General features: G+C 63.5%; 22 protein-coding genes, 1 tRNA gene and 2 pseudogenes. 9 read left to right on the forward strand and 16 right to left on the reverse strand.

What is annotated here, in order from left to right; genetic code table 11:
- The 4 genes and pseudogenes from ACIDOCELLA78_RS000000101320 to ACIDOCELLA78_RS000000101335 all read right to left on the reverse strand — a co-directional run.
- Window positions 1-1,173, reverse strand: a pseudogene (locus ACIDOCELLA78_RS000000101320) (ABC transporter substrate-binding protein); the annotation flags it as partial.
- 21 nt (window positions 1,174-1,194) lie between these two features.
- Window positions 1,195-1,887 (reverse strand): ABC transporter ATP-binding protein, encoded by a 693-nt coding sequence (locus ACIDOCELLA78_RS000000101325; RefSeq protein WP_201728062.1) that lies wholly within the window; start codon window positions 1,885-1,887, stop codon window positions 1,195-1,197.
- Window positions 1,880-2,637 (reverse strand): annotated as a pseudogene (locus ACIDOCELLA78_RS000000101330) (ABC transporter ATP-binding protein). Before ACIDOCELLA78_RS000000101330 ends, ACIDOCELLA78_RS000000101325 begins: the two are co-directional and overlap by 8 nt.
- A 160-nt stretch (window positions 2,638-2,797) precedes the next feature.
- On the reverse strand, window positions 2,798-3,802 hold the full coding sequence (locus ACIDOCELLA78_RS000000101335) for an NADP-dependent oxidoreductase (RefSeq protein ID WP_201728063.1): 1,005 nt from the start codon (window positions 3,800-3,802) through the stop codon (window positions 2,798-2,800).
- Window positions 3,803-3,927: 125 nt separating this feature from the next.
- Here ACIDOCELLA78_RS000000101335 and ACIDOCELLA78_RS000000101340 point away from each other — a divergent pair, with 125 nt between their 5' ends.
- The 3 genes from ACIDOCELLA78_RS000000101340 (at window position 3,928) to ACIDOCELLA78_RS000000101350 (ending at window position 6,313) form a co-directional block, all read left to right on the forward strand.
- Window positions 3,928-4,341 carry a ketosteroid isomerase-related protein gene (locus tag ACIDOCELLA78_RS000000101340; RefSeq protein ID WP_249675258.1) on the forward strand — a complete coding sequence of 138 codons (414 nt, stop codon included), beginning with the start codon at window positions 3,928-3,930 and terminating at the stop codon, window positions 4,339-4,341.
- A 108-nt stretch (window positions 4,342-4,449) separates the two neighbouring features.
- Window positions 4,450-5,277 (forward strand): UDP-2,3-diacylglucosamine diphosphatase, encoded by an 828-nt coding sequence (locus tag ACIDOCELLA78_RS000000101345; RefSeq protein ID WP_201728065.1) that lies wholly within the window; start codon window positions 4,450-4,452, stop codon window positions 5,275-5,277.
- Window positions 5,261-6,313, forward strand: a complete 1,053-nt coding sequence (locus ACIDOCELLA78_RS000000101350) for a glycosyltransferase family 1 protein (protein ID WP_201728066.1) — start codon at window positions 5,261-5,263, stop codon at window positions 6,311-6,313. Before ACIDOCELLA78_RS000000101345 ends, ACIDOCELLA78_RS000000101350 begins: the two co-directional genes overlap by 17 nt.
- A 4-nt stretch (window positions 6,314-6,317) precedes the next feature.
- On the opposite strand, the gene rplT is transcribed toward ACIDOCELLA78_RS000000101350, so the two are convergent.
- Together rplT and rpmI are read right to left on the reverse strand one after the other, a co-directional pair.
- Complete coding sequence (gene rplT, locus ACIDOCELLA78_RS000000101355; RefSeq protein ID WP_174503753.1) at window positions 6,318-6,674, reverse strand: 50S ribosomal protein L20; 357 nt, start codon at window positions 6,672-6,674, stop codon at window positions 6,318-6,320.
- A gap of 13 nt (window positions 6,675-6,687) precedes the next feature.
- Window positions 6,688-6,891 carry a 50S ribosomal protein L35 gene (gene rpmI, locus ACIDOCELLA78_RS000000101360; RefSeq protein ID WP_012040415.1) on the reverse strand — a complete coding sequence of 68 codons (204 nt, stop codon included), beginning with the start codon at window positions 6,889-6,891 and terminating at the stop codon, window positions 6,688-6,690.
- 273 nt (window positions 6,892-7,164) lie between these two features.
- Here rpmI and ACIDOCELLA78_RS000000101365 point away from each other — a divergent pair, with 273 nt between their 5' ends.
- Window positions 7,165-9,798 (forward strand): glycosyltransferase family 2 protein, encoded by a 2,634-nt coding sequence (locus ACIDOCELLA78_RS000000101365; RefSeq protein ID WP_201728067.1) that lies wholly within the window; start codon window positions 7,165-7,167, stop codon window positions 9,796-9,798.
- Window positions 9,799-10,296: 498 nt separating this feature from the next.
- Window positions 10,297-10,372 (forward strand) — tRNA-Asn (locus tag ACIDOCELLA78_RS000000101370).
- Between the two features lie 148 nt (window positions 10,373-10,520).
- On the opposite strand, the gene ACIDOCELLA78_RS000000101375 is transcribed toward ACIDOCELLA78_RS000000101370, so the two are convergent.
- The 7 genes from ACIDOCELLA78_RS000000101375 to ACIDOCELLA78_RS000000101405 form a co-directional block, all read right to left on the reverse strand.
- On the reverse strand, window positions 10,521-11,396 hold the full coding sequence (locus ACIDOCELLA78_RS000000101375; RefSeq protein ID WP_201728139.1) for a hypothetical protein: 876 nt from the start codon (window positions 11,394-11,396) through the stop codon (window positions 10,521-10,523).
- A gap of 26 nt (window positions 11,397-11,422) precedes the next feature.
- Complete coding sequence (locus ACIDOCELLA78_RS000000101380) at window positions 11,423-12,943, reverse strand: alginate O-acetyltransferase AlgX-related protein (protein WP_201728068.1); 1,521 nt, start codon at window positions 12,941-12,943, stop codon at window positions 11,423-11,425.
- 204 nt (window positions 12,944-13,147) lie between these two features.
- Window positions 13,148-13,771, reverse strand: a complete 624-nt coding sequence (gene thiE / locus ACIDOCELLA78_RS000000101385; protein WP_201728069.1) for a thiamine phosphate synthase — start codon at window positions 13,769-13,771, stop codon at window positions 13,148-13,150.
- Complete coding sequence (locus tag ACIDOCELLA78_RS000000101390; protein ID WP_201728070.1) at window positions 13,768-14,682, reverse strand: class I fructose-bisphosphate aldolase; 915 nt, start codon at window positions 14,680-14,682, stop codon at window positions 13,768-13,770. Before ACIDOCELLA78_RS000000101390 ends, thiE begins: the two co-directional genes overlap by 4 nt.
- Window positions 14,683-14,734: 52 nt before the next feature.
- On the reverse strand, window positions 14,735-15,145 hold the full coding sequence (locus tag ACIDOCELLA78_RS000000101395) for a hypothetical protein (protein WP_201728071.1): 411 nt from the start codon (window positions 15,143-15,145) through the stop codon (window positions 14,735-14,737).
- The gene (locus tag ACIDOCELLA78_RS000000101400) at window positions 15,126-17,567 is read right to left on the reverse strand and encodes a DNA translocase FtsK (protein ID WP_201728072.1); all 2,442 of its coding nucleotides are present in this window, start codon (window positions 17,565-17,567) and stop codon (window positions 15,126-15,128) included. The genes ACIDOCELLA78_RS000000101395 and ACIDOCELLA78_RS000000101400 overlap by 20 nt, the downstream gene beginning before the upstream one ends.
- 124 nt (window positions 17,568-17,691) lie before the next feature.
- Window positions 17,692-18,966, reverse strand: a complete 1,275-nt coding sequence (locus tag ACIDOCELLA78_RS000000101405; protein ID WP_249675263.1) for an ammonium transporter — start codon at window positions 18,964-18,966, stop codon at window positions 17,692-17,694.
- A 392-nt stretch (window positions 18,967-19,358) separates the two neighbouring features.
- On the opposite strand from ACIDOCELLA78_RS000000101405, the gene ACIDOCELLA78_RS000000101410 reads away from it, so the two are divergent.
- Window positions 19,359-20,594 carry a UbiH/UbiF/VisC/COQ6 family ubiquinone biosynthesis hydroxylase gene (locus tag ACIDOCELLA78_RS000000101410; RefSeq protein ID WP_201728074.1) on the forward strand — a complete coding sequence of 412 codons (1,236 nt, stop codon included), beginning with the start codon at window positions 19,359-19,361 and terminating at the stop codon, window positions 20,592-20,594.
- Here ACIDOCELLA78_RS000000101410 and ACIDOCELLA78_RS000000101415 read toward each other — a convergent pair.
- Both ACIDOCELLA78_RS000000101415 and def read right to left on the reverse strand, forming a co-directional pair.
- Window positions 20,584-21,219, reverse strand: a complete 636-nt coding sequence (locus ACIDOCELLA78_RS000000101415; RefSeq protein ID WP_201728075.1) for a COQ9 family protein — start codon at window positions 21,217-21,219, stop codon at window positions 20,584-20,586. The two genes, ACIDOCELLA78_RS000000101410 and ACIDOCELLA78_RS000000101415, sit on opposite strands and share 11 nt — an antisense overlap.
- A complete protein-coding gene (gene def / locus ACIDOCELLA78_RS000000101420) occupies window positions 21,216-21,773 on the reverse strand; it encodes a peptide deformylase (RefSeq protein ID WP_201728076.1) in 558 nt (185 codons plus the stop codon). Before def ends, ACIDOCELLA78_RS000000101415 begins: the two co-directional genes overlap by 4 nt.
- Window positions 21,774-21,980: 207 nt before the next feature.
- Here def and rpsU point away from each other — a divergent pair, with 207 nt between their 5' ends.
- The gene (rpsU, locus tag ACIDOCELLA78_RS000000101425) at window positions 21,981-22,184 is read left to right on the forward strand and encodes a 30S ribosomal protein S21 (RefSeq protein WP_007421557.1); all 204 of its coding nucleotides are present in this window, start codon (window positions 21,981-21,983) and stop codon (window positions 22,182-22,184) included.
- A 69-nt stretch (window positions 22,185-22,253) separates the two neighbouring features.
- Here rpsU and ACIDOCELLA78_RS000000101430 read toward each other — a convergent pair whose 3' ends face one another.
- The gene (locus tag ACIDOCELLA78_RS000000101430) at window positions 22,254-22,628 is read right to left on the reverse strand and encodes a DoxX family protein (RefSeq protein ID WP_249675266.1); all 375 of its coding nucleotides are present in this window, start codon (window positions 22,626-22,628) and stop codon (window positions 22,254-22,256) included.
- Between the two features lie 107 nt (window positions 22,629-22,735).
- On the opposite strand from ACIDOCELLA78_RS000000101430, the gene ACIDOCELLA78_RS000000101435 reads away from it, so the two are divergent.
- Window positions 22,736-23,377, forward strand: coding sequence for a 2OG-Fe(II) oxygenase (locus tag ACIDOCELLA78_RS000000101435; RefSeq protein ID WP_201728078.1), 642 nt, complete (start codon window positions 22,736-22,738; stop codon window positions 23,375-23,377).
- Between the two features lie 30 nt (window positions 23,378-23,407).
- Entirely contained in the window at window positions 23,408-24,622 is a 1,215-nt protein-coding gene (locus ACIDOCELLA78_RS000000101440) for an MFS transporter (RefSeq protein WP_201728079.1), read from the forward strand.
- Window positions 24,623-24,683: the final 61 nt, after the last annotated feature.

Below are 24,683 nucleotides of genomic sequence, written 5' to 3' on the forward strand. Positions count from 1 at the left end.
TCGTGGCGAGGAGCTCGTAGTAGTCCCACGGTTCCTTGCTCTCGGAAGGCGACTTCACGCGGAACAGGTAGGCATCGCACATGAAGCGGCCATCCTCACGGATATAGGCCTTGCCATAGGCATCGTCGTCGGTCGGCATCTTCTTCATCTGCGCGACGACGGCGGCGCCGTTCTTCACATCCTTCATGTTGTTCATGGCCTCGACGGCCTTGAGGAAGTGCAGCGTGCCGGAATAGCTGCCGGCCTGGCCCATCGAAGGATAGTTGTTCGGCGTGCGCGGCTTCACCCGCTTCATGAAGGCGCGGGTGCGGTCGTTCAGGTTCCAGTAGAAGCTCTCGGTGAGCGTCAGGCCCTGCGCAACCTCGAGGCCCATGCCATGCACGTCGTTCAGGAAGATCAGCAGGCCGGCGATGTGCATCTTCTTGTTCAGGCCGAACTGGTGCGCCTGCTTGATCGAGTTCACCGTGTCCTTGCCCGCGTTGGCGAGGCCGAGCACGTCGGCGCCGGACGCCTGCGCCTGGATCAGGTAGGAGGAGAAGTCGGTCGTGGTCGGGAACGGATAATTGATGTTGCCGAGAACCTGACCGCCCATCTGCTTGACGACCGCGGCGGTCTGCTCGTGCAGCAGATGGCCGAACGCGTAGTCGGCCGTGATGAAGAACCACTTCTTGCCGCCCGACTTCACGATGGCGCCGCCGGTGGAGTGCGACAGCATGTAAGTGTCGTAGGTCCAGTGCACGGTCTGCGCGTTGCAGAACTTGCCGGTGATCTCGGAAGAGGCGGAGTTGGTGTTGATGTAGGCGCGGTTCTTGTCGTGCGCGACGCCCTCGATGGCGATGCCGATGGCCGAGTTCGGCACGTCGATCACGAGATCCGCACCCTGGTCGTAGAAGCGGCGGCCAGCGCGGTGCCGACACCCGGGTTCTCCTGGTGGTCGCCACGGATCACCTCGACGTCATAGCCCTTCTGCTTGGCGCCGAAATCCGCGATCGCCTGCTCGACACACGCCACCGAGGTCGGGCCGCCAATGTCGCGATAGGGGCCGGAGAAATCGCTGATCACGGCGATCTTGAGCTTCTTCGCCGAGGCCGCGCGCGCCCGCGCGCCGGGCAGCGAGGCCGCGGCAACACCGGCGGCGGCGCCGCCGAGAAGGTTTCTTCTGCTCAGGTCCATGGATGTTTCCTTCGTTGAGGTTCAGATGCCAAGTCGCTGGTTGAGCGACTCGGCGCGGGCGGCGAGCTCATGGGCCGGGATCATGTCGACGACCTGTCCATGCTCGACGAGGTAGTGCCGATCAGCAAGCTTGGCGGCAAAACGGAAATTCTGCTCCACCAGCAGCACGGTGAAGCCGCGGCGCTTGATCTCGGCGATCATGTGGCCGATCTGCTGGACGATGACGGGCGCCAGCCCTTCGGTCGGCTCGTCGAGCAACAGCAGTTTCGCGCCCGTGCGCAGGATGCGGGCGATGGCCAGCATCTGCTGTTCGCCGCCGGAGAGTTTCGTCCCCGGACTTTTCGCGCGCTCGCGCAGATTGGGAAACAGCTCGTGAATATCGGCGATGCTCATGCCGCCGGGGGCGACAACCGGCGGCAGCATGAGGTTTTCCTCGACCGTCAGACCGGCAAAGATGCCGCGATCTTCCGGACAGAAGCCGATGCCGGCCCGGCCGATCGTATCGGGGCGGGCTGCGATCAGTTCGGCGCCGCGAAAGCGGATGCTGCCCGTCCGCTTCGGAACCAGCCCCATGATCGCCTTCAGCGTGGTCGATTTTCCGGCGCCGTTGCGGCCGAGCAGGGTGACGCACTCACCCTCGCGCACCTCGAACTTCATGCCGTGCAGAACGTGGCTCTCGTCGTACCACGCGTTGAGATCGGCGATTTCAAGCATCGGCGTGCTCCGAGCCGAGATAGGCGGTGATGACCGCCTCGTTGGTGGACACGCTGGCGTAATCGCCCTCGGCCAGCACGCGGCCGCGCGCGAGCACGGTGATCCGGTCCGACAGGCCGGAGACGACGGAGAGATTGTGCTCCACCATCAGGATCGTGCGCCCCTTCCGGATCTGGCGGATGAGTGCCACGATCCGGGCAACATCCGATTCGGTCATGCCGGCCGTCGGCTCGTCGAGCAGCATCAGCTTCGGATCGAGCGCCAGCGTGGTCGCGATCTCCAGCGCGCGCTTGCGGCCATAGGAGAGTTCCGCCGCCGGCACCTCGACACTGTCCGAAAGCCCGACATCGTAGAGCAGTTCGTGCGCCCGGTCGTTGAACACCGAAAGCGCGCGTTCGCTGCGCCAGAAATCGAAATTGCCGCCACGCGAGCGGGCCAGGGCGACGCGCACGTTCTCAAGCGCGCTCATATGGCCGAAAACCGCGGAAATCTGGAAGCTGCGCACCAGGCCGCGACGCGCGACATCGGCCGGCTTCAGGTCGGTGATGTCCCGACCCTCGAACATGATCTGGCCCGCGCTGGGTTGCAGGAACTTGGTCAGCAGGTTGAAGCAGGTGGTCTTGCCGGCGCCATTCGGCCGATCAGCGCATGAATGCTGTCGCGCTCGATCGACAGATCGACGTCCTGCACAGCCATGAAGCCGCGAAAACCCTTCGCCAGACCGCGCGCCTCGAGTATGTTATCGGCCATGGATCGACCGACACCCTGCCGCCACGAAGGCGGGGGCCGAGTTGACGATAAACGACATTTTCCCCTCGTCGGCCCCACCATGGCCGGTCACTGAATTGTGACGGCCTCGTGGCATATCGGCCGCGCTCACGCAAGAGCCTGAACGCCGCCGGATATGATTTCACACTTTCGTTATGAGTTTTCCGAAATTATCGCCGGAGAAAAGTTTCAGAAGCGTTTCCGGGAAATTTTCCAGACCGTCGACGATATCTTCACGGCTTTTCAGCTTTCCCTGCCGCAGCCACCCCGCCATGGCCCGCATCCCTTCGGGGTAGCGATCCGCCCAATCGAAAACGATCATGCCCTGCATGCGCGCTCGATTGACCAGAAGCGAAAGATAGTTCGCCGGCCCGCGCACCGGCGTCGTGTTGTTGTATTGCGAGATCGCGCCGCAGATCACGATGCGGGCGCGCAGGTTGATGCGGGCCAGGCAGTCATCGAGGATCTGCCCGCCGACATTGTCGAAATAGACATCGATCCCGTCGGGGCAGGTTTCGCGCAGCCTTTCGGGAACGCTCTCGGATTTGTAGTCGATCGCCGCGTCGAACCCGAGTTCGTCGACGATGTAGCGGCATTTGTCTTCACGCCCGGCAATGCCCACCACGCGGCAGCCCTGGATCTTCGCGATCTGCCCCACCAGCGCGCCCACGGCACCGGCGGCGGCCGACACTACCACGGTTTCCCCCGCCTTCGGTTCGCCGACCGCGAGCAGGCCGAAATACGCGGTCATGCCGGGCATCCCGAGGGTGGAGATGAACAGCGGCTTCGGCGCCAGGGTCGGGTCGACCTTCAGGCAGTCCTTCGCCGCGATCGTCGCCACGCTCTGCACGCCGAACGGGCCGGTGACGACATCGCCGGCCGCAAACCCCGCGGCGCGGCTCTCGATGATGGTGCCGACCGCGCCGGCGCGCATGACCTCACCGAGCCCGACCGGCTTGATGTAGGACTTGCCCTCGTTCATCCAGCCGCGCATCGCGGGGTCGAGCGAGATGTATTCGACGCCGACCATGATCTCGCCCTCGTCGGGCTTGCGCGCCGGCTCGACGCGATATTCGAAATCATCGCGCTTCGGCAGGCCGACGGGGCGGCGGATCAGGCGGAACTGGCGGGATTCGGGCTGGCTCATGGTTCGCTCCATATGTTGACGTAAAGGGTAGGCCGTTGTCCGGACGACAGCAAGGGGCCGAATCTTGAAGCGGGCCGGGAAGTCTGGAATGTTCGGGGCGCGCAAGGGGATGAAGGACCATGCAGATGACACCGGCCGAAACGACGACCGCGCTGATCGCGGCCTATTACGCGGCGTTCAACGACGGGCAGCCGCAGGCGATGCTCGATCTGCTGTCCGACGACGTCGCGCACGACATCAACCAGGGGGAGCGCGAAACCGGGCGGCCGGCCTTTGCGAGGTTTCTTGGCCACATGAACGTGTCCTATCGCGAGCGGCTCGCGGATATCGTCATCATGGCTAACCAGGACGGCAGCCGGGCGGCCGCGGAATTCGTCGTCCACGGCGAATATCTGCAAACCGACCCCGGCCTGCCGGAGGCGTGCGGCCAGCGCTACATCCTGCCGGCCGGCGCGTTCTTCGAGGTGCGCGCCGGCAAGATCGCCCGCGTTTCCAATTATTACAATTTGCAGGACTGGCTGCGCCAGGTCAGCGCCTGAGGCGGCGGCGCAAGAGGCACGAAAATCGTCATGATCCTGTAAAGATCGAGGATCTGTCACCAGAGTTTCATTAGGAGCGGCGCGTTCCCCTGCCGTAGTGAGCGCGGCATGACAGCTCCCGGCGCGATCACACGCTATCGCAGCGTGTTCATCTCGGACACCCATCTCGGCACGCGCGGCTGCCGGGCTGATTTCCTCGCCGATTTCCTCCGCCGGACTAGCGCCGAACATATCTATCTCGTCGGCGACATCATCGATGGCTGGCGGCTGCGGCGCGGATGGTATTGGGACAAACACCACGACGATGTCATCACGCTACTGCTCCGCAGCGCCCGCGCCGGCACGAAGATCACCTATGTTCCCGGCAACCACGATGAAGCCGTGCGGCGCTATCTTCATCTGAGCCTTGAAATCGCCGGTATCCGGTTTGCCGACGAAGCCGAACACGTCACCGCGGCCGGGGAACGGCTGCTGATCATCCATGGCGATCAGTTCGACTCCGTGGTGCGCTATGCGAGGCTGCTGGCGGTGCTGGGCGACTGGGCCTATGGCGCGGCGCTGGTGCTGAACCGCTGGTTCAATGCCGCGAGAGCACGGCTCGGCTATCCGTACTGGTCGCTGTCCGCCTATCTGAAGCGGCAGGTGAAGGAGGCGGTCAAGGCGATCGACCGGTTCGAGGTCGCGCTCGCGGCGGAAGCGGCGGCGCGCGGGTTCGATGGCGTGGTCTGCGGCCATATCCACCACCCCGAGATGCGGGACGTGAACGGCATCCGCTACATCAACGACGGCGACTGGGTGGAGAGTTGCACGGCGCTGGTCGAACATCACGACGGGCAGCTCGAACTGCTCGACTGGGCCGCCCTGAACCGGCTGTCCTTCCTTGCCCCCCGCGGCGCCGTCGTGCAGCCGGGCGCGATGGATGTCGCTCCTGCCTGAGCCTGCCCGGATCATGATCGTCAGCGACGCCTGGCACCCCCAGGTGAACGGTGTCGTGCGCACCCTCTCGATGCTGACCGACGAGTTGCGGCGCGACGGTCAGCAGGTCGTGGTGATCGGGCCCGACCGGTTCATGACACTGCCCTGCCCGTTCTATGCCGAAATCCGGCTCTCGGTCGCGCCGGGCCGGCGGCTGCGCAGAATGGTCGACGAGTTCGCGCCCGATGCGCTGCATATCGCGACCGAGGGGCCGCTCGGCCTTGCGGCGCTGCGGCTGGCGCGCCGCCGGGGATGGCGCTTCACCACGGCCTATCACACCCGGTTCCCGGAATATCTCGCGGCGCGGACCGGCCTGCCGGTCAGCCTGTCGCACGCATGGCTGCGGCGGTTCCATCGCCACGGCGCGGGCACCATGGTCGCCACCGCCTCGATCGCGGCCGAGCTGCGCCGCTGGGGCTTCGCCGATACCAAACTCTGGTCACGCGGGGTGGACGCCGAGCTGTTCAACCCGTCGCGGGCGATCGATCTGCCGTATGAGCGGCCCATCTTCCTGTCGGTGGGGCGGCTCGCGGTGGAGAAAAACCTGCCGGCCTTCCTCGATCTGGACCTGCCGGGCACCAGGCTCGTGGTCGGCGACGGGCCGGCGCGCGCAGCGCTGGAGCGCCGTTACGCCGGACCGCGCACCGTGTTTCTCGGCACGCGGCAGGGGCCGGATCTCGCCGCGCTGTTCGCGAGCGCCGATGTCTTCGTCTTTCCGAGCCGGACGGACACGTTCGGCCTTGTCGTGCTGGAGGCGCTGGCGAGCGGAACGCCGGTTGCCGCGTTCCCGGTTCCCGGACCGGCTGATATCATTGGCGGCGAGACCCCGGAGGTCGGCATTCTGGATGACAATCTGGGGGTGGCGGCGCTGAAAGCACTTCAGCTCGACCGTGAAGACTGCCGGCGCTTTGCCGAGCGGCATGACTGGGCGTCATGCGCGGCGTTGTTCATGCAGCATCTGGTGCCGACCCGCGTCGACGGACCGGCACCAGATTGATTATTCAGGCGCGGACGGCCTTTGCCGCCTCGACAATCGCGGTGAAACCGGCGGGGTCGTCGAACGCCATCGCGGCGAGAACCTTGCGGTCCAGCTCGATATTCGCGGCCTTGAGCGCGGCGATGAACTGGCTGTAGGTCATGCCCTGCTCGCGCACGGCGGCGTTGATGCGCTGGATCCAGAGCGCGCGGAATTCACGCTTCTTGTTCCGGCGGTCGCGATAGGCGTAGCGCAGCGCCTTTTCGAGACGTTCGAGCGCAATCCGGTAATTGGTCGACGAGCGGCCGACAAACCCCTTGGACTGCTTGAGGACCTTCTTGTGACGGGCGTGCGTCGTCACACCCCGTTTGACACGTGCCATGCTTTATCGCTCCTCAATCCAGACCGTAGGGGGCCCACTGCTTGACGGTCTTGCCGTCCTGCTCGGGCAGCGCCATCGTGCCGCGATTGGTGCGCTTCATTTTCTGGGAGCGATTGATCAGGCCGTGGCGCTTGTTGCCATGGCCCGCCATCACCTTGCCGGTCGCGGTGATCTTGAACCGCTTCTTGACCGACGACTTGGTCTTCATCTTCGGCATTTCATACTCCTTCTCGTCCATACCCGGCTTTGGCCGGGGGCGCGGCGTGCGGCCGGGCATGCCAAAAAGGCCCGGGCTCGCGACCTGATCGCGCTGGAAGCGGGCGGTATAGGCAATCGCGCCGGGCTTGGCAACTCGGCCCGCCGCCGGTTCGCCGCCTGCTTGCCGCCCCCGGCCGACATCGGTAAACAATGCTTAAATATTATTCGATATGGTTCTGGCATTTGAGCGTACCGACGCGGCACGCAGCGGCCATTTGACAGGAAATATTTCATGGCAAAACCTTCGGCGAATTCCGGGCGAAGCGGGGCCATACCACCCGTCAGCGCGAAGACCGGCTCCACCATTCTCGGGTTTCTCGACCGGATCGAAGAGGCCTCGCTGGCCGGATGGGCCGTCGACCCCGCCGACATGTCGCGGCCGCTGTCGCTCCGCGTCATGATCGATGGCCAGATCGCCGACGTCATCACCTGCGACCTCGACCGGCCGGATCTGCACCGCCTGCATCTGCCGAACACAAGGGTCGGATTTCACTTCGCGATTCCCTACATCCACCAGGACGGTCTGCGGCATGTGCTGTCGCTCGCGACGATGGATGGACAGCCCGTATCGCTGCCGAGCCGGGCCGGCTTTGCCTTGCCGGAGCTGCATTTCTGCCTGACGCGGCGGGTGCATGTCGAAGGGGTGCTCGATGGTCTCGTGGACGGGGCGGTGCAGGGCTGGGCGTTGCGGGTCGACGAGCAGGCGGGGCTGAAGGCGGGCGGGCTGCGCATTCTCGTCTCCACGCGCGGCCAGCCGGTTGCCGAACTGCTGGCCGACCAGTTCCGCGCCGACGTGGCCGAGGCGCTCGGCGCCGATCCGTCATGCGGGTTTTCCTGGACACCGCCGGCTTCGTTTCACGCCCATGGCGCGGTGACGTTCGATTTTCACATGATGCCGGATCGTATCGCGCTGCGGGGCAGCCCGGTGGAGATCCGCGTGCCGGGAACGTCGGAACGCGCGCGCATCAACGCGCTGATCGAAAAGGCGGACGACCTGCTGCGCTATGCCTATGGGCTGCGGCGGGATCTCAAGGCGGTGCTGCCGGCCGAAAGGTTCTCCCTCGCCAGCTATCGCGACTGGGCCGCGGAGAGCCAGAAGCTGGCCCCGGCGCGCATCGCGGCGCGCTACGGCACGCGGGAGGACGCGCCGCTGGTCTCGGTTCTCTGCCCGGTGTATCGGCCGGAGCAGGGCGCGTTCATCGCCGCGGTGGACTCGGTTCTGGCGCAGAGCTACCGGAACTGGGAACTCATCCTGATCGACGATGGCAGCGACGATCCGGGGCTGACGGGCTCGCTGCGCGACCTCGCGAGGCGCGACTCCCGCATCCGGGTCGAGCGGCTGCCGGCCAATCGCGGCATCGCCGCCGCCACCAATCGCGCGATCGAACTGGCGCGTGGCGCGTTCATCGCGTTTTTCGACCATGACGACGTGCTTGAGCCTTGCGCGCTCGATGCGATGATGCGGGCGCAGGCGGCGACCGGGGCGCGCCTGCTTTATTCGGACGAGGACAAGATCGACCGGCGCGGGCGGGTTTCGGAGCCGAATTTCAAGCCGGATTTCAATTACCGCCTGCTGCTCGACCTCAACTATATCTGCCATCTGGTGGTGGCCGATGCCGCGCTGATCCGCGAGGCCGGCCCGCTGGACCCGCTTCTGGACGGCGCGCAGGACCACGACCTGCTGCTGCGGATGGTCGAGCGGGTTGGCGCGCACGAGATTCATCACGTGCCGGAAATTCTTTATCATTGGCGCATCACCCAGGGCTCCACCGCCGGCTCGGGCGCGGCGAAGCCGGCCGCCGCGGGCGCGGGGGCCAGGGCGGTCGTGGCGCATCTGCAACGCCGGGGTCTTGCCGCGCAGACCACGCGGCGCGGCGCGCTGACGTGCTACCGGACGAGCTTCGCCCTCGACGACGATCCCGGCGTGTCGATCCTGATTCCGTATCGCGATCATATCGGCATGACGGAACAATGCGTGCGCGCGCTCCGCGAGGTGACGCAGAATGTTTCATGTGAAACATTGCTGCTCGACAACTGGTCGCAAGAGGCGGATGCGGAGCGCTTCGCCGTCGAGCAGGGGAATCTGCCGGATACGCGGGTGCTGCGGATCGCCGAGCCGTTCAACTATTCGCGGATCAACAATCTCGGGGCGGCGGCGGCGCGGCATCCGTTCCTGCTGTTCATGAACAACGACGTGTTCGTGCGCGACCCGGGCTGGCTGCGGACCATGCTGAACGAGGCGCTGGCCGATCCGGGCGTGGGGGCGGTGGGTGCCAAGCTGCTGTATCCGAACGGCACGGTGCAGCATGCCGGGGTGGTTCTGGGGGTTGGGGGCGTGGCGGACCATGCCTTTCGCGGGCTGCCGGGGGAGACTCCCGGCTATATCGCGCATGCGATCGCGACGCGGGAGGTTGCGGCGGTGACGGCGGCCTGCATGCTGGTGCGGCGGGAGGCGTTCGAGGCGGCCGGGGGGTTCGACGAGGCGGAGCTGACGGTTGCGTTCAACGATGTCGATCTGTGCATGAAGATCAGGGCGGCGGGCTATCGGATCATCTATGCGGCGGATGCCGTTTGCGAGCATCGGGAGAGCCTGAGCCGGGGCGATGATTTCGACGATTCGAAGGTGGCGCGGTTCATGTTCGAGAACGAGGCGATGCTGTCGCGCTGGGGGCGGGAGCTGGCGGCGGACCCGTTCTACAGCCCGCATTTCAGCCGCGAGGGCGGCGCCTATCGGGATTTGCGGGTGATCGACCCGGCGGCGGTGGCGGCGGCGGGACCGGTTCCGCCGGCGCGGTTTCCGCTGGGCGAAGGGGCCAGCGGCAGGGTGCCGGCGCGCAAGCGGCGGCGGAAGGCGGGCGGCGGCTGAGGCGGGCGCGGGGCTCTTTGCAGGGACGGCGGGATTGGATATATCGTTGGGCACCGGCCCTCTGTCGGAATTGGTAGACGAACGCGACTCATCGTAAATTGGGTGCCCGGGTGGAAATGCCCGGCGTAGAACCGCTCAAAGTCGGGGAAGGCTTAACTGCTAATCCCGAGCCAAGCCCGGAAACGGGAAGGTGTAGAGACTGGACGGGCGGCACCTACATCACCGGCGCGAGCTTGTGACAGGGTGAAGGGACAGTCCAGACCACGAACCCGGATGGGGCGGCGAAAGCCGAAGTGGTACGAAAATCGCGCGCCCTTACGGGCATCCCGGTTCGAGTCCGGGGAGGGCCATTCCATTTTCCCGCTTGTCTTGCGCGCCATCTCCCGGCCTGGGGCAGATGTCGTTCCTGTCGCGGCGTCCAGACCGGGCGTTGCAAGGCGGATATGAACCTTCCCTGTTGCCATACGCCGCGGCCTTCGCTATGAGGCTTCGCACTGGTCCCGGATAGCTCAGTTGGTAGAGCAAGCGGCTGTTAACCGCTCGGTCGTAGGTTCGAGTCCTACTCCGGGAGCCAGATTCTCAAAGCCTCTTGTTATAAATTTTAATCCCGTTGGTCATTTTCCGTGGGAATATGCCCTCTTTATTGTTTGTGCGTAACTTTGTTGACGAGTGCGTCCCCCGCTCCAGATAGCGAGGCCTGATCATAGCGCTGTAGTCATTGTCTATTGCAAGAGTTCTATCTGTTTTTTTAAATTCCTGTTCTCATCATCAAGATATCTGGCAAGCCGCTGAAGTTCCCTCAGAGCAATATACGGATCACGGATCATATCTTTTTCTATAAAGTAGGATTTATTTTCCAGTACAAATTTCGGAAATGTTTCGTCGATTTCGACAAATTGGGAAAGATGCCAACCATTACCCACTCCATAGCCAATAACAAATTGCTTTAGCAAAGTTAAGCCATCTGGCTCCAGCAGAGACCTAGCCCATTCCTCTGTATGCGAGTAGGAATTTAACTTATATCTGATACGCGACACGCCGCCGATGTAGGTCATATGCCATCCCGATTGATGGAACATTTTTGCATCTCGGCCGAATTTGCAAAAATGTCTGCTCTCAGCGTTTCTGACTTGATTGAAATCATCAATTTGGTCAATCATATCATATTGAAATCCGAACGGCGTACGCAATCCAGCCACATCTGAGCGCAAATTTAGAAAATACTGAAACATTGGCATATCAAACATTGCATATTTTGGTAAATCTTGCCTTAGTTCCTGTATTGTTTCTCGTCGAATTATTTCATCTGTGTCAGATATAATAATAAAGTCGTTCGACTCACAATTCTGTATGACTCGGCGTAATGAATTTCGTTGATGATGTTCTCTCGCCCAAGCGTCGCCATCGGGCATATCGTCAACAACTACATGAATGATTTTTTGAAGAAATTTTTCGAATAACTGTATATTTTCTTTAAAATAAAGTGGCTTATCAGCGCCCTGGAATGTTTTAGTTGCTTCACATACTACAAAATAATCAACAACATCATATAATTCATTTAGTCTTATAGTTAGAATATCTATTTCATTGAAAAAAATAAATCAGTCATATATTTTTGTCATAATCAAAACTCCATTAGCTTTATGAATGACATTCTTTTAAGAGCAATCGATAATTGCCTCTGGTCATCCACATTTAAAAATTCGCTTGGCATACGGTGATCTGGATGAAACAAATTTATTTCGAAGACATTGTTATTTTGCAAGGGCGGCATATTTACCAGACATGATATCTTTCCGTCAGAATAGATTTTCTGTCCGAATACAACATATTCATTAAAGACGATTCTTAGATATTGACCACCTAATTCCGTAATTGGATTAAACAATGCAAAATCAAACTCGAACAAGAAAACTCCACCTAATATTTCCTGTGGAGCGTTTAAAATTTTTATTCTTGAACTATCATTAAGACACCATCGGTGAGTTTCTTCTGGTTGATCAATCGACTCCGTTTCAAACGAATCTCCATTACCATAAATCGTAAAATCTATAGAAAGTATCTCCTGGTCTGATTTATAAGATTTTAGTGAATCTATAACAGAATTCGTTGTGCCGTTATTTTCCACATTAACACCAATTTCATTTTTAGAAATTTCGAACTGAGTTGAATCGACAGAAGTAGCCTCCTCCGCGTTTTTCGTTAAAAATTCATTCATTCTTCTTTCTACCAAATCATTGAAACTTGTATTGTCCGTTGGCAAGCGCCCCATAAAACGTTCCGCCAGCTCCGATATGACAATGTCCGGCTTATTTCGTTTTACATAATCATAATCAATATTTTCAGTCCACAAGAAATGTACGTTTTTAAATGTTTCAACGAACATTGATGTTAACATTGACTCGCCGTATCCCGAAAACGAGTCTCCGAATATGATTATAGTTTTGTCTAACTCTGCATTTTCATTTTTGAAAATAGTATGCGTTCCATGATGGCTTGGCGGAACTCTGTGCGGAATATCTGCCTCTCGCGCAAGAACAATCTCATTGGCATATATTCTAGAAACATTCTTTGACATTGGGAAATAGATTTGATTTTCAGTTATGTTTGGTGTTATTTTAGACCCAAGATCAAATGTTTGATTCCATCGTGAGAACGAGGTCTCCCTCAAGGCAAAATTTACTTTGATATTCAATGACCAACATATCTGCATGAAGACAAGATAAGCCCCCCATGCCGTCCAATGTGTATCAGTTTTGAAGTATGATGGGAGCGCTCCGTTGCCGGCTTTAAGTAAATATGTTGGATTTATAAAAATCTCCGAATCTTGTCTCCCTTCTAATTTTTTTACTATTTTATTCGCAGGAGCACTTTCATGGTGCGGAAGAGATTTTCCGAAAAATTCTGGAAACACAGATAATTTTTCTGGGGCCACAACATGACGATATATGATCCCAAGTTGGGAAAGTATCTGATTTCGCTTTCCAAGAAGTTTGATCCAATTTTCTGCGTCACTATCAGAAAAAAATGAAGGATCTGTGTAAAAATTTAATACGTCATTACTACCCCCAATAAGAAATAGCCATCCATCAAGACCAATATGTACGTCTGGACTTACAGATAAATACTTCTGTTCATTATTCATGTTTTTCCCCATTATTTAAATTAAATCATCATCTAATGATAAAAATCGTACTATGCAGATCGGGTGCCGCTACCTAAATAACTATTTTAAATTCGAATTTTTGAATGGTATATTTTTAACGCCAATATTTTTGATTTTTCCATATTTTTTTTAAATTCGAAGTAAAATTATTTTCTCCTTTTTGTAAAATATTTTCATGTTCAGCTAAGTGTGAATTCGTTCGAGAAACCCCCGCACACCTGCGGCTGGGCCGTCGGGATGATTCCATACAGCGCCGATCACCGCAATGAAGTCGGCGCCCGCTTCGGTCAGGAGCGAAAAATTGTCTTGGGTGATGCCGCCGATGGCGACCGAGGGGATTTCCATCAGGTCTGACCACCAGCGCAGCAGTTCGATGTCGGCGCGGGTTTTCGGCGTTTTGGTCGTGGTGGGGAAGAAGGCGCCGAAGGCGACGTAGTCCGCGCCGTGTTCCGCGGCTTCCATGGCGAGGTGCCGGCTATCGTGGCAGGTGATGCCGAGGCTCATTCCATCGAGCAGGCGGCGGATGTGGGGGAGGCCGCCGTGGGCGGCGAGGTCGTCCTGGCCGAGATGGGCGCCGTCGCACCCGGTTTCGAGCGCGAGGCGGGGGTCGTCGTTCAGCAGGAAGGCGACGCCGCGGGACTGTGCGATGGGGCGCAGGGCATCGATGGCGCGGCGCAGCTCGTCTGGCGGTGCGTTCTTGAGGCGGAGCTGGACGCAGGCGACCGGCCCAGCATCCAGCGCCGCCGCCAGCGCATCGGCGAAATCGGGGCCGATGCGTGGCGGCGTGATGAGGTAGAGCGCGGTCAAGCCTTGCCCTGGTAGATGCCGACGATTTGCGAGAGCAGGGCCAGCGCCTCGTCCCGCGGGCGGGTGAAGGCGTTGCGGCCGATGATCGAGCCGGAGGCGCCGCCGTCGCTGAGGGCGCGGACGGTGTCGAGCAGGCTGGCCGAATCGGTGGCTTCGCCGCCGGAGAAGACGACGAGGCGGCGGCCGTTGAAGCAGGACTGCACGACGTGTTTGATGCGTTTGGCCATCGTCGAGACATCGACCTTTTCGTAGGCCTTCCGCGCGGCATCGAGGCCGATATGCTCGGTGGGCGGCTTCACCTTGATGATGTGGGCGCCGAGGAGTGCCGCCATGTGGGCAGCGTAGGCGCAGATGTCGATGGCGGTTTCGGCTTTCTTGTCGAGCATCGGGCCGCGGGGGTAGGACCACAGCACGACGGCGAGGCCGGCGGATTTGGCTTCTTCGGCGAGTTCGCGGAATTCCTCCATCATCGCGAACTGGTGTTCGCTGCCGGGATAGATGGTGAAGCCGATGGCGGCGCAGCCGAGGCGCAGGGCGTCGGAGATCGAGCCGGTGACGGCCTGGTCCTTTTCGGTGGCCAGCGAGTTGGAGGAGTTGAGTTTGAGAATGGTGGGGATGCTGCCGGCGAAGGCGTCGGCGCCCGCCTCGATCATGCCGAGCGGGGCGGCGTAGGCGGACAGGCCGGCATCGAGGGCGAGCTGGAAATGGTAGTGCGGGTCGTAGGCGGCCGGATTGCTGGCGAAGCTGCGCGCGGGGCCGTGTTCGAAGCCCTGATCGACCGGCAGGATGACCATCTTGCCGGTGCCGCCGAGCTTGCCCTGCATGAGGATGCGGGCGAGGTTGGCCTTGGTGCCGGGATTGTCGCTTTCGTACCAGCTCAGGATCTTCCTGACCCGTTGAGTGACGCGCATTGGGATCTCCCTTTGAATGTATTCAGGCTGAAAGATGGCAAGCGGGATGCCGTTAAGCCGGATTTTTCGCGGCGTCCAGCCATGCGGCGAGGGTGGCGGGGGCGATTTCGCCCGCGAGATCGAGCGCTGGCGGCGGTGCTGCGAGCAAGGTTGCGCCGAATTCATCGGCGAGGGTGGCGATGCGGGGGAAGGCGGGCGCGGCGGGATCGAGGATGACGCCGCGCAGGCCGAGCCGGAGCGCTTCGAGGGCGCGGGCGGGGGCGTCGGCGCAGTCGAGCAGAGCGGGTCCGTCGAAGCATGCGGCGGCCAGCAGGCTCTGCCACCAGAGGCAGCCGGCATAGAGGGCGAAGCCGGGGGGCGAGAGCAGCGTGACCGGGCGGGCGGGGGCGAGCGCGCGGGCGATATCCGCGGCGTTGTGGACGATCAGCGCCGGGGGGGGCGGCTCAGTCGCGCTCGCCGGCAATCAGCACCTCGCGCTTGCCGACATGGTTGGCGGGGCCGACGACGCCGTCCTTTTCCATCTGCTCGATGAGCTTGGCGGCGCGGTTGTAGCCGATTTGCAGGTGGCGCTGGATGAAGGAGGTGCTGGCCTTGCCCTCGCGCGCGACGAGGGCGACGGCCTGCTGGTAGAGCCCGCCCTCGCCGCCCTCGGCCGCGGCGAGGCCGGGCATCGAGGGTGCATCGTCCTCCACCGCCTCGGTCACGGCCTCGACGTAGTCGGGCTCGCCCTGTTCGCGCAGGTAGGCGACGACATCCTCGACCTCGCGGTCGGAGACGAAGGGGCCGTGGACGCGGGTGATGCGGCCGCCGCCGGCCATGTAGAGCATGTCGCCCATGCCGAGGAGCTGCTCGGCGCCCTGCTCGCCGAGGATGGTGCGGCTATCGAATTTGGAGATCACCTGGAAGGAGATGCGGGTGGGGAAGTTCGCCTTGATCGTGCCGGTGATGACGTCGACCGAGGGGCGCTGGGTGGCCATGATGACGTGGATGCCGGCGGCGCGGGCCATTTGCGCGAGGCGCTGCACGGCGGCCTCGATTTCCTTGCCGGCGACCATCATGAGGTCGGCCATCTCGTCGATGACGACGACGATGAGCGGCAGGGGTTCGAGGGCGAGGGGCTGGTCCTCGAAGATCGGCTTGCCGGTTTCGGAATCGAAGCCGGTCTGCACGCGGCGGGTGACGACCTCGCCGCGGGCGAGGGCTTCGTTCACCCGGTCGTTATAGCCGGCGATGTTGCGCACCGAGAGGCCGCTCATCGCGCGGTAGCGGCGCTCCATTTCGCGCACGACCCATTTGAGGGCGGCGACGGCCTTGGCCGGCTCGGTGACGACGGGGGCGAGCAGGTGCGGAATGCCCTCGTAGACGGAGAGTTCGAGCATTTTCGGGTCGATGAGGATCAGGCGGCATTCTTCGGGCGACAGGCGGTAGAGCAGGCTCAGGATCATCGCGTTGACGCCGACCGACTTGCCGGAGCCGGTGGTGCCGGCGATCAGCAGATGCGGCATGCGCGCGAGATCGGCGATGACGGGCTTGCCGCCGATATCCTTGCCGAGGGCGAGGCCGAGGCGGCCGGTGGTGGCGTTCCAGTCCGCCGATTCGAGAAGCTCGGAGAGGAACACGGTTTCCCGCTTCGCATTCGGCACCTCGATGCCGATGACGTTGCGGCCCTGCACGGTGGCGATGCGGACGGCGAGGACGGAGAGGCTGCGGGCGATGTCATCCGCGAGACCGATGACGCGGGCGGAGCGGATTCCGGGGGCGGGCTCAAGCTCGTAGAGGGTGACGACCGGGCCGGGGCGGATTTCAACGATGCGGCCCTGCACGCCGTAATCGCCGAGAACGGTTTCGAGCAGCCGTGCATTGGCTTGCAGCGCCTCGGCATTGGGGCCGCCGGATGACTGGCGCGAGGGCGCCTGCTTGAGCAGTTCGAGGGGCGGGAGGCGCCAGAGATTGTCCGGCAGGGGCAGCCGTTCCTGACGCGGCGGGGCCTTGCGCGGCGGCGCGGCGCGGGTCAGCCGCGAGGGCGGGGCGCGGCCCTCCGTTTCGGTGAAGGGTGCGGCACGTGGGCTAGGCGCCGCGCCGGGATCATCGTGGTAGGACGCGGCGGGATCATCGGCATCGGCCGGGCCGCGGGGGATGACGAGCGAGGCCCGATCGTCCGCCGCCGTGGTTTCGGACATCGGCTGGGAGGCGACGATTTCCTTGAGCCATATGGACGTGCTGCCGGCGGCCCGGACGGCGCGGCGGCCATGCCGCGCGGAGACGGCCGCGGCGGCGGCGGCGCGGCGCCCGGCAAGGCGCCACTCGCCGGATGTCAGGCCAAAGGCGAAGACGGTAAACCCCGTGCCCAGCAGGGCGGACAGGCCCAGCAAGGCGGCGCGGCCGACCATGCCGAGCGCCGAGTGGGCGACATCGGCGCCATAGAAGCCGAGCAGCGTGCCGACGGCGCCGCCGGGGCCGGATGCGGCCGGCCAGCCGGGCGCGAAGCCGGCGTCGAAAGATTGCAGGACGCCCAGCGTGCAGGCCAGGGCCGGCATCGCGAACAGGGTGGACAGGGCGCGTAGCCGCCAGCGGGTGATCTCGCCGCGATTGACCAGCGCGAACCCCCAGGCGAGCAGCACCAGCGCCGGCAGGGCGCCGGCGATGCCGAAGCCTTGCAGCAGCAGGTCGGCGAGGATCGCGCCGAACCGGCCGGCAAGGTTCTGCGGCGGCAGAGAGGAGGCGGTGTCGAAGGAGGGGTCGCCGGGATGATAGGAGGCGAGCGACACCAGAACCGTCAGGCCGGCGAGACCGGCGCAGAGTGCTGCGATCTCGGCGAGATGCCGGGCAAAGCGCGCTTTCAGGGCGGGCGAGAGAAATTGGCGGGTTTCGGTGGTCGCGGACATTCGGGTGCCTGACTCCGGCAATACGGCGGAGGTTGAACTATAACCCGAATCACACTGATCTGACAAAGAAAATGGCCGGAGGTTTCCCTCCGGCCCGTCGGCTGGACAATTTTTTGTATTAAATTCAGTAGCCGTGCTGCAGAACTTCGCCGTGCTCGGAGATGTCGAGCCCTTCGCGTTCGGCCTCGGCCGAGACCCGCAATCCCATGGTCAGGTCGATGATCTTGAGGATGATGAAGGAGACGACGCCGCTATAGAGCAGGGTGACGAGGATTCCCTCGGCCTGGAGGACCATCTGGTGCGGGTTGCCGGCGAGCAGGCCGTTGGTGCCGCCGATCGACTTGACCGCGAAGACGCCGGTGAGCAGCGCGCCGGCAATGCCGCCGAGCCCGTGCACGCCCCAGACATCGAGCGCGTCGTCATATCCGAACATGCCCTTGAACCCGGTGACGCCCCAGAAGCAGACGACGCCAGCGACAAGCCCGATGACCAGCGCGCCGCCGACCGGCACGAAGCCGCAGGCCGGGGTGATGGCGACGAGACCCGCGACCGCGCCGGACACGGCGCCAAGCAGGCTGGGCTTGCCCTTCGTCATCCACTCCACGACCGTCCATGAAAGGACCGAGGCGGCGGTGGCGAGGTGGGTGTTGATCATCGCATACCCGGCCTGGCCGCCCGACGTGAGGGCCGAGCCCGCGTTGAACCCGAACCAGCCGACCCAGAGCAGGGACGCGCCGACCAGCGTGTAGCCGAGATCGGCGGGCGCCATGTTGGTGGTGCCATAGCCGGTGCGCTTGCCGACCATGAGGGCGGCCACGAGACCCGCGACCGCGGAGTTGATGTGCACCACGGTGCCGCCGGCGAAATCGAGCACGCCCTGGCTGCCGAGGAAGCCGCCCGGACCCCAGACCATGTGCGCGATCGGGGCGTAGACCGCGATCAGCCAGATGCCGAGAAAGACCATGGCCGAGGAGAATTTGAGCCGGTCGGCGGGGCCGCCGAGGATCAGCACCGGCGTGATGATCGCGAAGGTGCACTGGAACATGCAGAATACGGTTTCCGGGATGGTGCCGGAGAGCGTGCCGGTGCCATCGCCCATCAGCATGACCCTGGACAGGCCGCCGATGAACGGCGTGCCTTTGGTGAAGGCCAGCGAGTAGCCGATCACCACCCACAGCACCGAGATGAGCGCTGTGGCGAAAAAGCACTGCATCAGCATGGCCAGGATGTTCTTCCGGCGCAGCAGGCCGCCATAATAGAGCGCCAGACCCGGCACGGTCATCATCAGCACCAGGACCGAGGAGGTGAGCATCCAGGCTGTATCGCCCGAGTCGAGCTTCGGCGCCGTGTCCGCGAAGGCCACAGCATTCCAGCCCATGACCCCCAGGGCAGCCGCCATGCTCCCGATGAGCAATCGTCTTTTCATCCGCCGTTATCCTTCCTGCTCTGCGATACGTTTAACCATACGCCTCCTTATGCAGAGATCGTGCCAGACACGCTCAAGTTTGTTTGTTGGGCACAAGCCGGAATCCAGGTAAATATTGTTGTTTTTATAGTCATATTCTGCATATTTTTCGGTCATTTATCGGATTTGCCCAGATCGGCGTGGCGCCGGGCAGATGAGCGCGCCAGCGGCTTGCAGGATCTGCCGCAGATGCGACATCTGAGGCATCAGAGCACTTTCCGAACCATCCGGATCGGATGTAGTGCTCCATGTTATTGATAATGGCAGCATCCTTATCCGATCAGATGACTCCATCCGATCAGATGATGCTCCAGCGGAGGCGAGGCATGGCGGAGCAGACAGCGGATGTTGCGATCATCGGCGCGGGACCGGTCGGGGCGGCGCTCGCCCTGCGCCTGGCCGCGGCGGGGCAGCGGGTCGTTCTGGTGGACCGGGCGGCGCTGCCGCCGATGGAACATCCGGATTTCGACGGCCGCGCCTATGCCATCGCCTACGGGTCCCGCGACCTGCTGGAGCGTGCCGGGCTGTGGGAGCGGCTGCCGTTTCCGCCCTGTCCGATCGAGCGCATCCGCGTATCGGATGGCAAGCCGGGTCGCCCGCCCTCGCCGCTGTTTCTCGATTTCGACCATCGAGATGTCGGCGAGGAACCGTTCGGCTGGATTGTCGAGGCCCGCTCGCTGCGGATGGCGATCAACCGCGCCCTCGCGGAATCGCCGGTCATTCTTCATGCGCCGGCGACCGCGCGCGTGACCCGCGATGCCGACGGCGCCACCGTCGCGATCGCGGGCGGGCCGGTCTATCGGGCAAGCCTCGTGGTCGCCGCCGATGGCAGGGGCAGCGCGCTACGCGCCGAGGCGGGCATCGCCGTCACCCGCTACCCCTATCGCCAGAGCGCCGTGGTCTGCGCCGTGGAACACGAGCGGCCGCACCACAACGTGGCGCTGGAGCATTTCCTGCCGGGCGGCCCCTTCGCGCAACTGCCGATGAGCGATGCCGACGGCGCCCATCTGTCCGCCATCGTCTTCACCGAGAGCCACGCCAATGCCGCGCGCCTCGCGGCGATGGACGATCCGCGCTTCACCATCGAGGTGGTGCGGCGGCTGGGCGCGCATCTCGGCCGCATCCGGCTGGTGGGGCGGCGCTGGACCTATCCGCTCTCCGCCCTGCACGCGCACCGCTATCACGCGACGCGGCTGGTTCTCGTCGGCGATTCCGCGCACGGCGTTCACCCGATCGCCGGCCAGGGGCTCAATCTCGGATTGCAGGACGGCATCGCGCTGGCCGCGCTGATCGAGGGCGCGGCCGATCCGGGCAGCCCGGATCTGCTCGCCCGCTACCAGCGCATCCGCCGGCCGGCCAACATCGCGATGCTCGCCGCGACCGACGGGCTCGACCGGCTGTTCTCGACCGACCTGCCGCCGGTGCGCCTCGCGCGCGATATCGGGCTCGCCGCGGTGAACCGGATGCCCCGGCTCAAGCGCCGCTTCATGCGGACGGCGATGGGCCTCAGTGTCCCGAATCTGAAATCCGATGGATTTCAGATTCGGGACACTAGCGCATAGGGCCGCGCCGCAGCCCGGCGAGCCGCTGCTCGACGCGCTTGCGGGCGCGGGTGATCAGCGCAACACTGGCCAGCCGCCGGTCGAGGAACGCCCTGGTGTCCTCGCCCGTTTCCGAGGTGTCGCGCAGCCAGTAGAGCAGCGTCGTCGAATAGACCGCGGCGAGGATGGCCCGCTTCGTATACCAGGAGAAATCGGCCGAGCGGTCGCCGGCCGCGTGCCAGATCGCATCCACCGTGCGGCCGGTGATCCGCGCCGCGAGCGCGGCGTTGCGCGGCAGGGCGAGGATGGCGAGGGCGCGGCGGATCGCCTCGCGATGCGGCGCCGCACGGTCGAGCCGAAGGAGGATGACGGCACGCACCCGCGCGGAGAGCCGGGGCTCGTCGATCGTGCCGGCGGCCGCCTCCATCTCGCGGTCGGCCAGGGCGGCCCAGGCCTCGATCATCGCCGGAGCGCCGCCCTCGAACAGCAACTCCGCCTCCGCCGGGTCGCGGCCAAGGCGCGCCAGCGCCCGCCGCAGGGCGGTGCGCGTCCAGCCATCGAAGGGCACCTCCTCGATCAGGGCGCGGAGCAGTGCATCGTCATCCGCGCGGACCTCGTCCGCGCCGGTCATCGCCGTTTCGTTCATTCCACCTCTCCTGCGCTGCGCACGATCTCGTCGCGGAACCGCGCCACTTCCTCGTTGAATCCCATCAGCCGCGGATCGCGCAGCCGCTGCGGGTAGAGAATACCGTCGAGGTGATCGGCCTCGTGCTGGATGACCCGGGCGTGAAACCCGGTGGCCTCGCGGCTGAAGGGCGCCCCGGTCGCATCGATCCCGCGCAGGGTCAGCGCCTCGGCGCGGGGCACCAGCGCGCTCATGCCCGGGATCGACAGGCAGCCCTCCCAATTCTCGACCGGATCGCCGGGATGCAGCACGAGTTCGGGATTGATCACGGCGGACAGGCCGCGCGGCGTATCGTGCGCGCCACCGCCGGCCCGGCTTTCCGGCACACGGTAAATGAACACCCGCAGCGGCACATGCACCTGCGGCGCCGCCAGGCCGACACCTCCGGCATCCTCCAGCGTTTCGGCCATGTCGCGCAGCAGGCGGGCGATTTCCGGCGCGGCCGGGTCCGCCACCGGGGCGGCCTTTTCGAGCAGCACGGGATGCCCCAGCCGGGCAAGTTTGAGAATCGCCATGACCGACACATGGCGCAGATCCGCCGAATCGCAAAGGCGGATTACGCCGTACAGCCTCAACAAGACGGTTGGCAAAGCCTGGAATCTTGCTATAAGGGCGACCCGATGACGGGGTCGTCCCGGCACTGCGTAAGGCTGCGTCCGGATTGGCGCGGCTTCTTTGCGTTACTCTGCAAGCCTTTCAACCGTTATGGAGTCTCTGGCCAAGTGCAAGTTCTCGTTCGTGACAACAATGTCGATCAGGCGCTGAAGGCGCTCAAGAAGAAGCTTCAGCGTGAAGGCGTGTTCCGCGAAATGAAGTTGCGCCGGCACTACGAAAAGCCCTCCGAACGCCGCGCCCGCGAGGCGGCGGAAGCCGTTCGCCGCGCCCGCAAGATGGAGCGCAAGCGGATCGAACGCGAAGGGTTCTGATCGCTCCACGCGATCGGCTTTCCTGACGGGACAGGGCGCGGCCTATATGGGCACGCGCCTTTTTCCGTTTCAGCGACGATCAAGCGAATAACGCCCCGGGCCGGCGGAGGCCAGCAGCAGCAGACCGCCGCAAATCGCCAGATCGAGGAAGAACTGGATTTCCGCCGCCGCCGCGGCGCGGCCGTGCATCAGCCAGAAGCGATGCGCCAGCCAGTTCGCGGCGATCGTGAACAGGATCAGCACGATGGCGGCCTGCCGGGTCCGCAGGCCCAGCATGACCAGGCCGCCGGCGCCAAGTTCGCAGACCACGGCGATCACGCCGCCCAGGGTCGGCGCCGGGGCATCGAGATGGGTGAGCAGATGCACAATTCCGGGCCAGTGCACGAGCTTGCTCCAGCCCGCCTGCACGAAGAGTAAAGCGATCGCCAGCCTTCCGGCCAGCATTCCCACATCCGATATGCCACGCTGCATGGTTTTCTTTCGATCCAGACCCTGTAAGTTATCGTTGAGCGGGGCGCCCTGCCCCGCCGCTTGTTAAACGGAACGCCATCATGACCGCCAGCCCCGTCGTCGATTTCGAAGGCCTCGCCGCGACCGAGATCTCCGCCGATCCCTTTCCGCATCTGGTAATGCGAGGTTTCGTTCGACCCGAGCGGCTCGCCGGCGTCGTCGCCGATCTGCCGCCGCTCGGCGCGCGGGGCAGTTTCCCGATCGAGTCGGTCCGGCTCGGGACCAACGCCGCGCGGCTGATGGACGACATGAAGGGCGAGCAGATGCGGCGAATCATCGCCGGGAAGTTCGGCCTCGACCTCGACGGCGCGCCGGTGATGCTGACGCTGCGCGGCCGCACCGATGCGCGGGACGGCAAGATCCATTGCGATTCGCTCGCCAAGCGGGTCACCATCCTGCTCTATCTCAACCCGGCCAGCGAGGCCTGGGCGCGGCAGGATGGTTGCCTGCGGCTGCTGCGTGGGCCGGACGATCTGGAGAATTACGCGGTCGAGGTGCCGCCGGTCGATGGCACGCTGCTGGTGTTCCCGAACGGCCCGACCACCTGGCATGGCCACCGCACCTATGTCGGCAAGCGCTACACGGTGCAGATGAACTACATGACCACCGATGCCAAGGCGCGCTACGAGATGCGCCGGCACCGGATATCGGCGCTGGTCAAACGTCTTTTGCCAGCCGCCTGAAAGGCTGCGGCCCGGCGCCGCAACGCACCCATGACCCCTGACACGAAAACGACGACAGCGGCCGCCGCCGCCGAAAGCCCCTTGCGAACTCTCCTGCTGTTCGCCGGAATCCTGCTCATCGCCATGAACATGCGCGCGGCGCTGGCCTCGGTCTCGCCGCTGCTGACCCCGATCGGCGCGGCGCTCGGCCTCGGCCCGCTGGGGCTGACCGCGCTGGCCACCATCCCCGTCGTCTGCTTCGCGGCCCTCGCCCCTGTCAGCATCGTGCTGCAACGGCGGGTGGGGCTGGAAGCGGCGATGATGACGGTGCTGGTGCTGCTCGCCGCCGGCCTGCTGGTCCGCGTGCTCGGCGGGGTTGCCGCGCTGTTCGCCGGCACGGTGATGGGCGGGGCGGCGATCGCGATGGGCAACGTGCTGCTGCCGGGGCTGGTCAAGCGCGATTTTCCAACCCGCGTCGGCCTCGTGACCGGCTGCTACACCACGGTGATGACGACAATCGCCTCGGTGGCGGCGGCGATCAGCGTGCCGGTGGCCAATGCCAACCCGTTCGCCTGGCGCGGCGCGCTGGGGCTGTGGGCGGTGCCGGCGATCGTCGCGGCGTTGATCTGGCTGCCGCAGCTTGCCCATGGCGCCCATCGGCTGAGCCACACGCCGACGACCGGCGCATTCCGCAAGCTGGCGCGCAGCCCGCTGGCCTGGGCGGTGACGATGTTCATGGGCCTGCAATCGCTCGGCTTCTACTCGATCCTGTCATGGCTGCCGGCGATCCTGCATGCCCACGGCATCAACCCGACCATGGCTGGGATCATGCTGTCGACGACCACGCTCGTCGCGATTCCGGCCGCACTTGTCACGCCGGGCCTCGCCACGAGAAGCCGCGACCAGCGGCTGTTGCTCGCCAGCCTGCTCGCGATCGTCAGCGTCGGGTATGTCGGGCTGATGCTGGTGCCGGCCGCGGCGCCCTGGGTGTGGGTCGTGTTCATCGGCATCGGCCAGGGCGCCTGTTTTCCGCTGGCGCTGACGCTGATGGTGCTGCGCACCGGCGGCCCGGGCGAGGCCATGGCGCTGTCGGCGTTCTCGCAGATGGTCGGCTATGCGGTGTCGATCGCGGGGCCGCTCGGGCTCGGGGTGATCCACACGCTGAGCGGCCATTGGTGGCCATCGGTCGCGTTCCTGGTGATCTTGCAGGCGCCGACGCTCGGCTTCGGCCTCGCGGCAGCGCGGCCGCGCACGATCCGGTTCTGACATCCGGCCGACATGGAAAACGGCCCCCGCGCAGCGCACGGGGGCCGTTTCTGTCTGGAAC

This window comes from Acidocella sp. C78 (assembly GCF_907164655.1).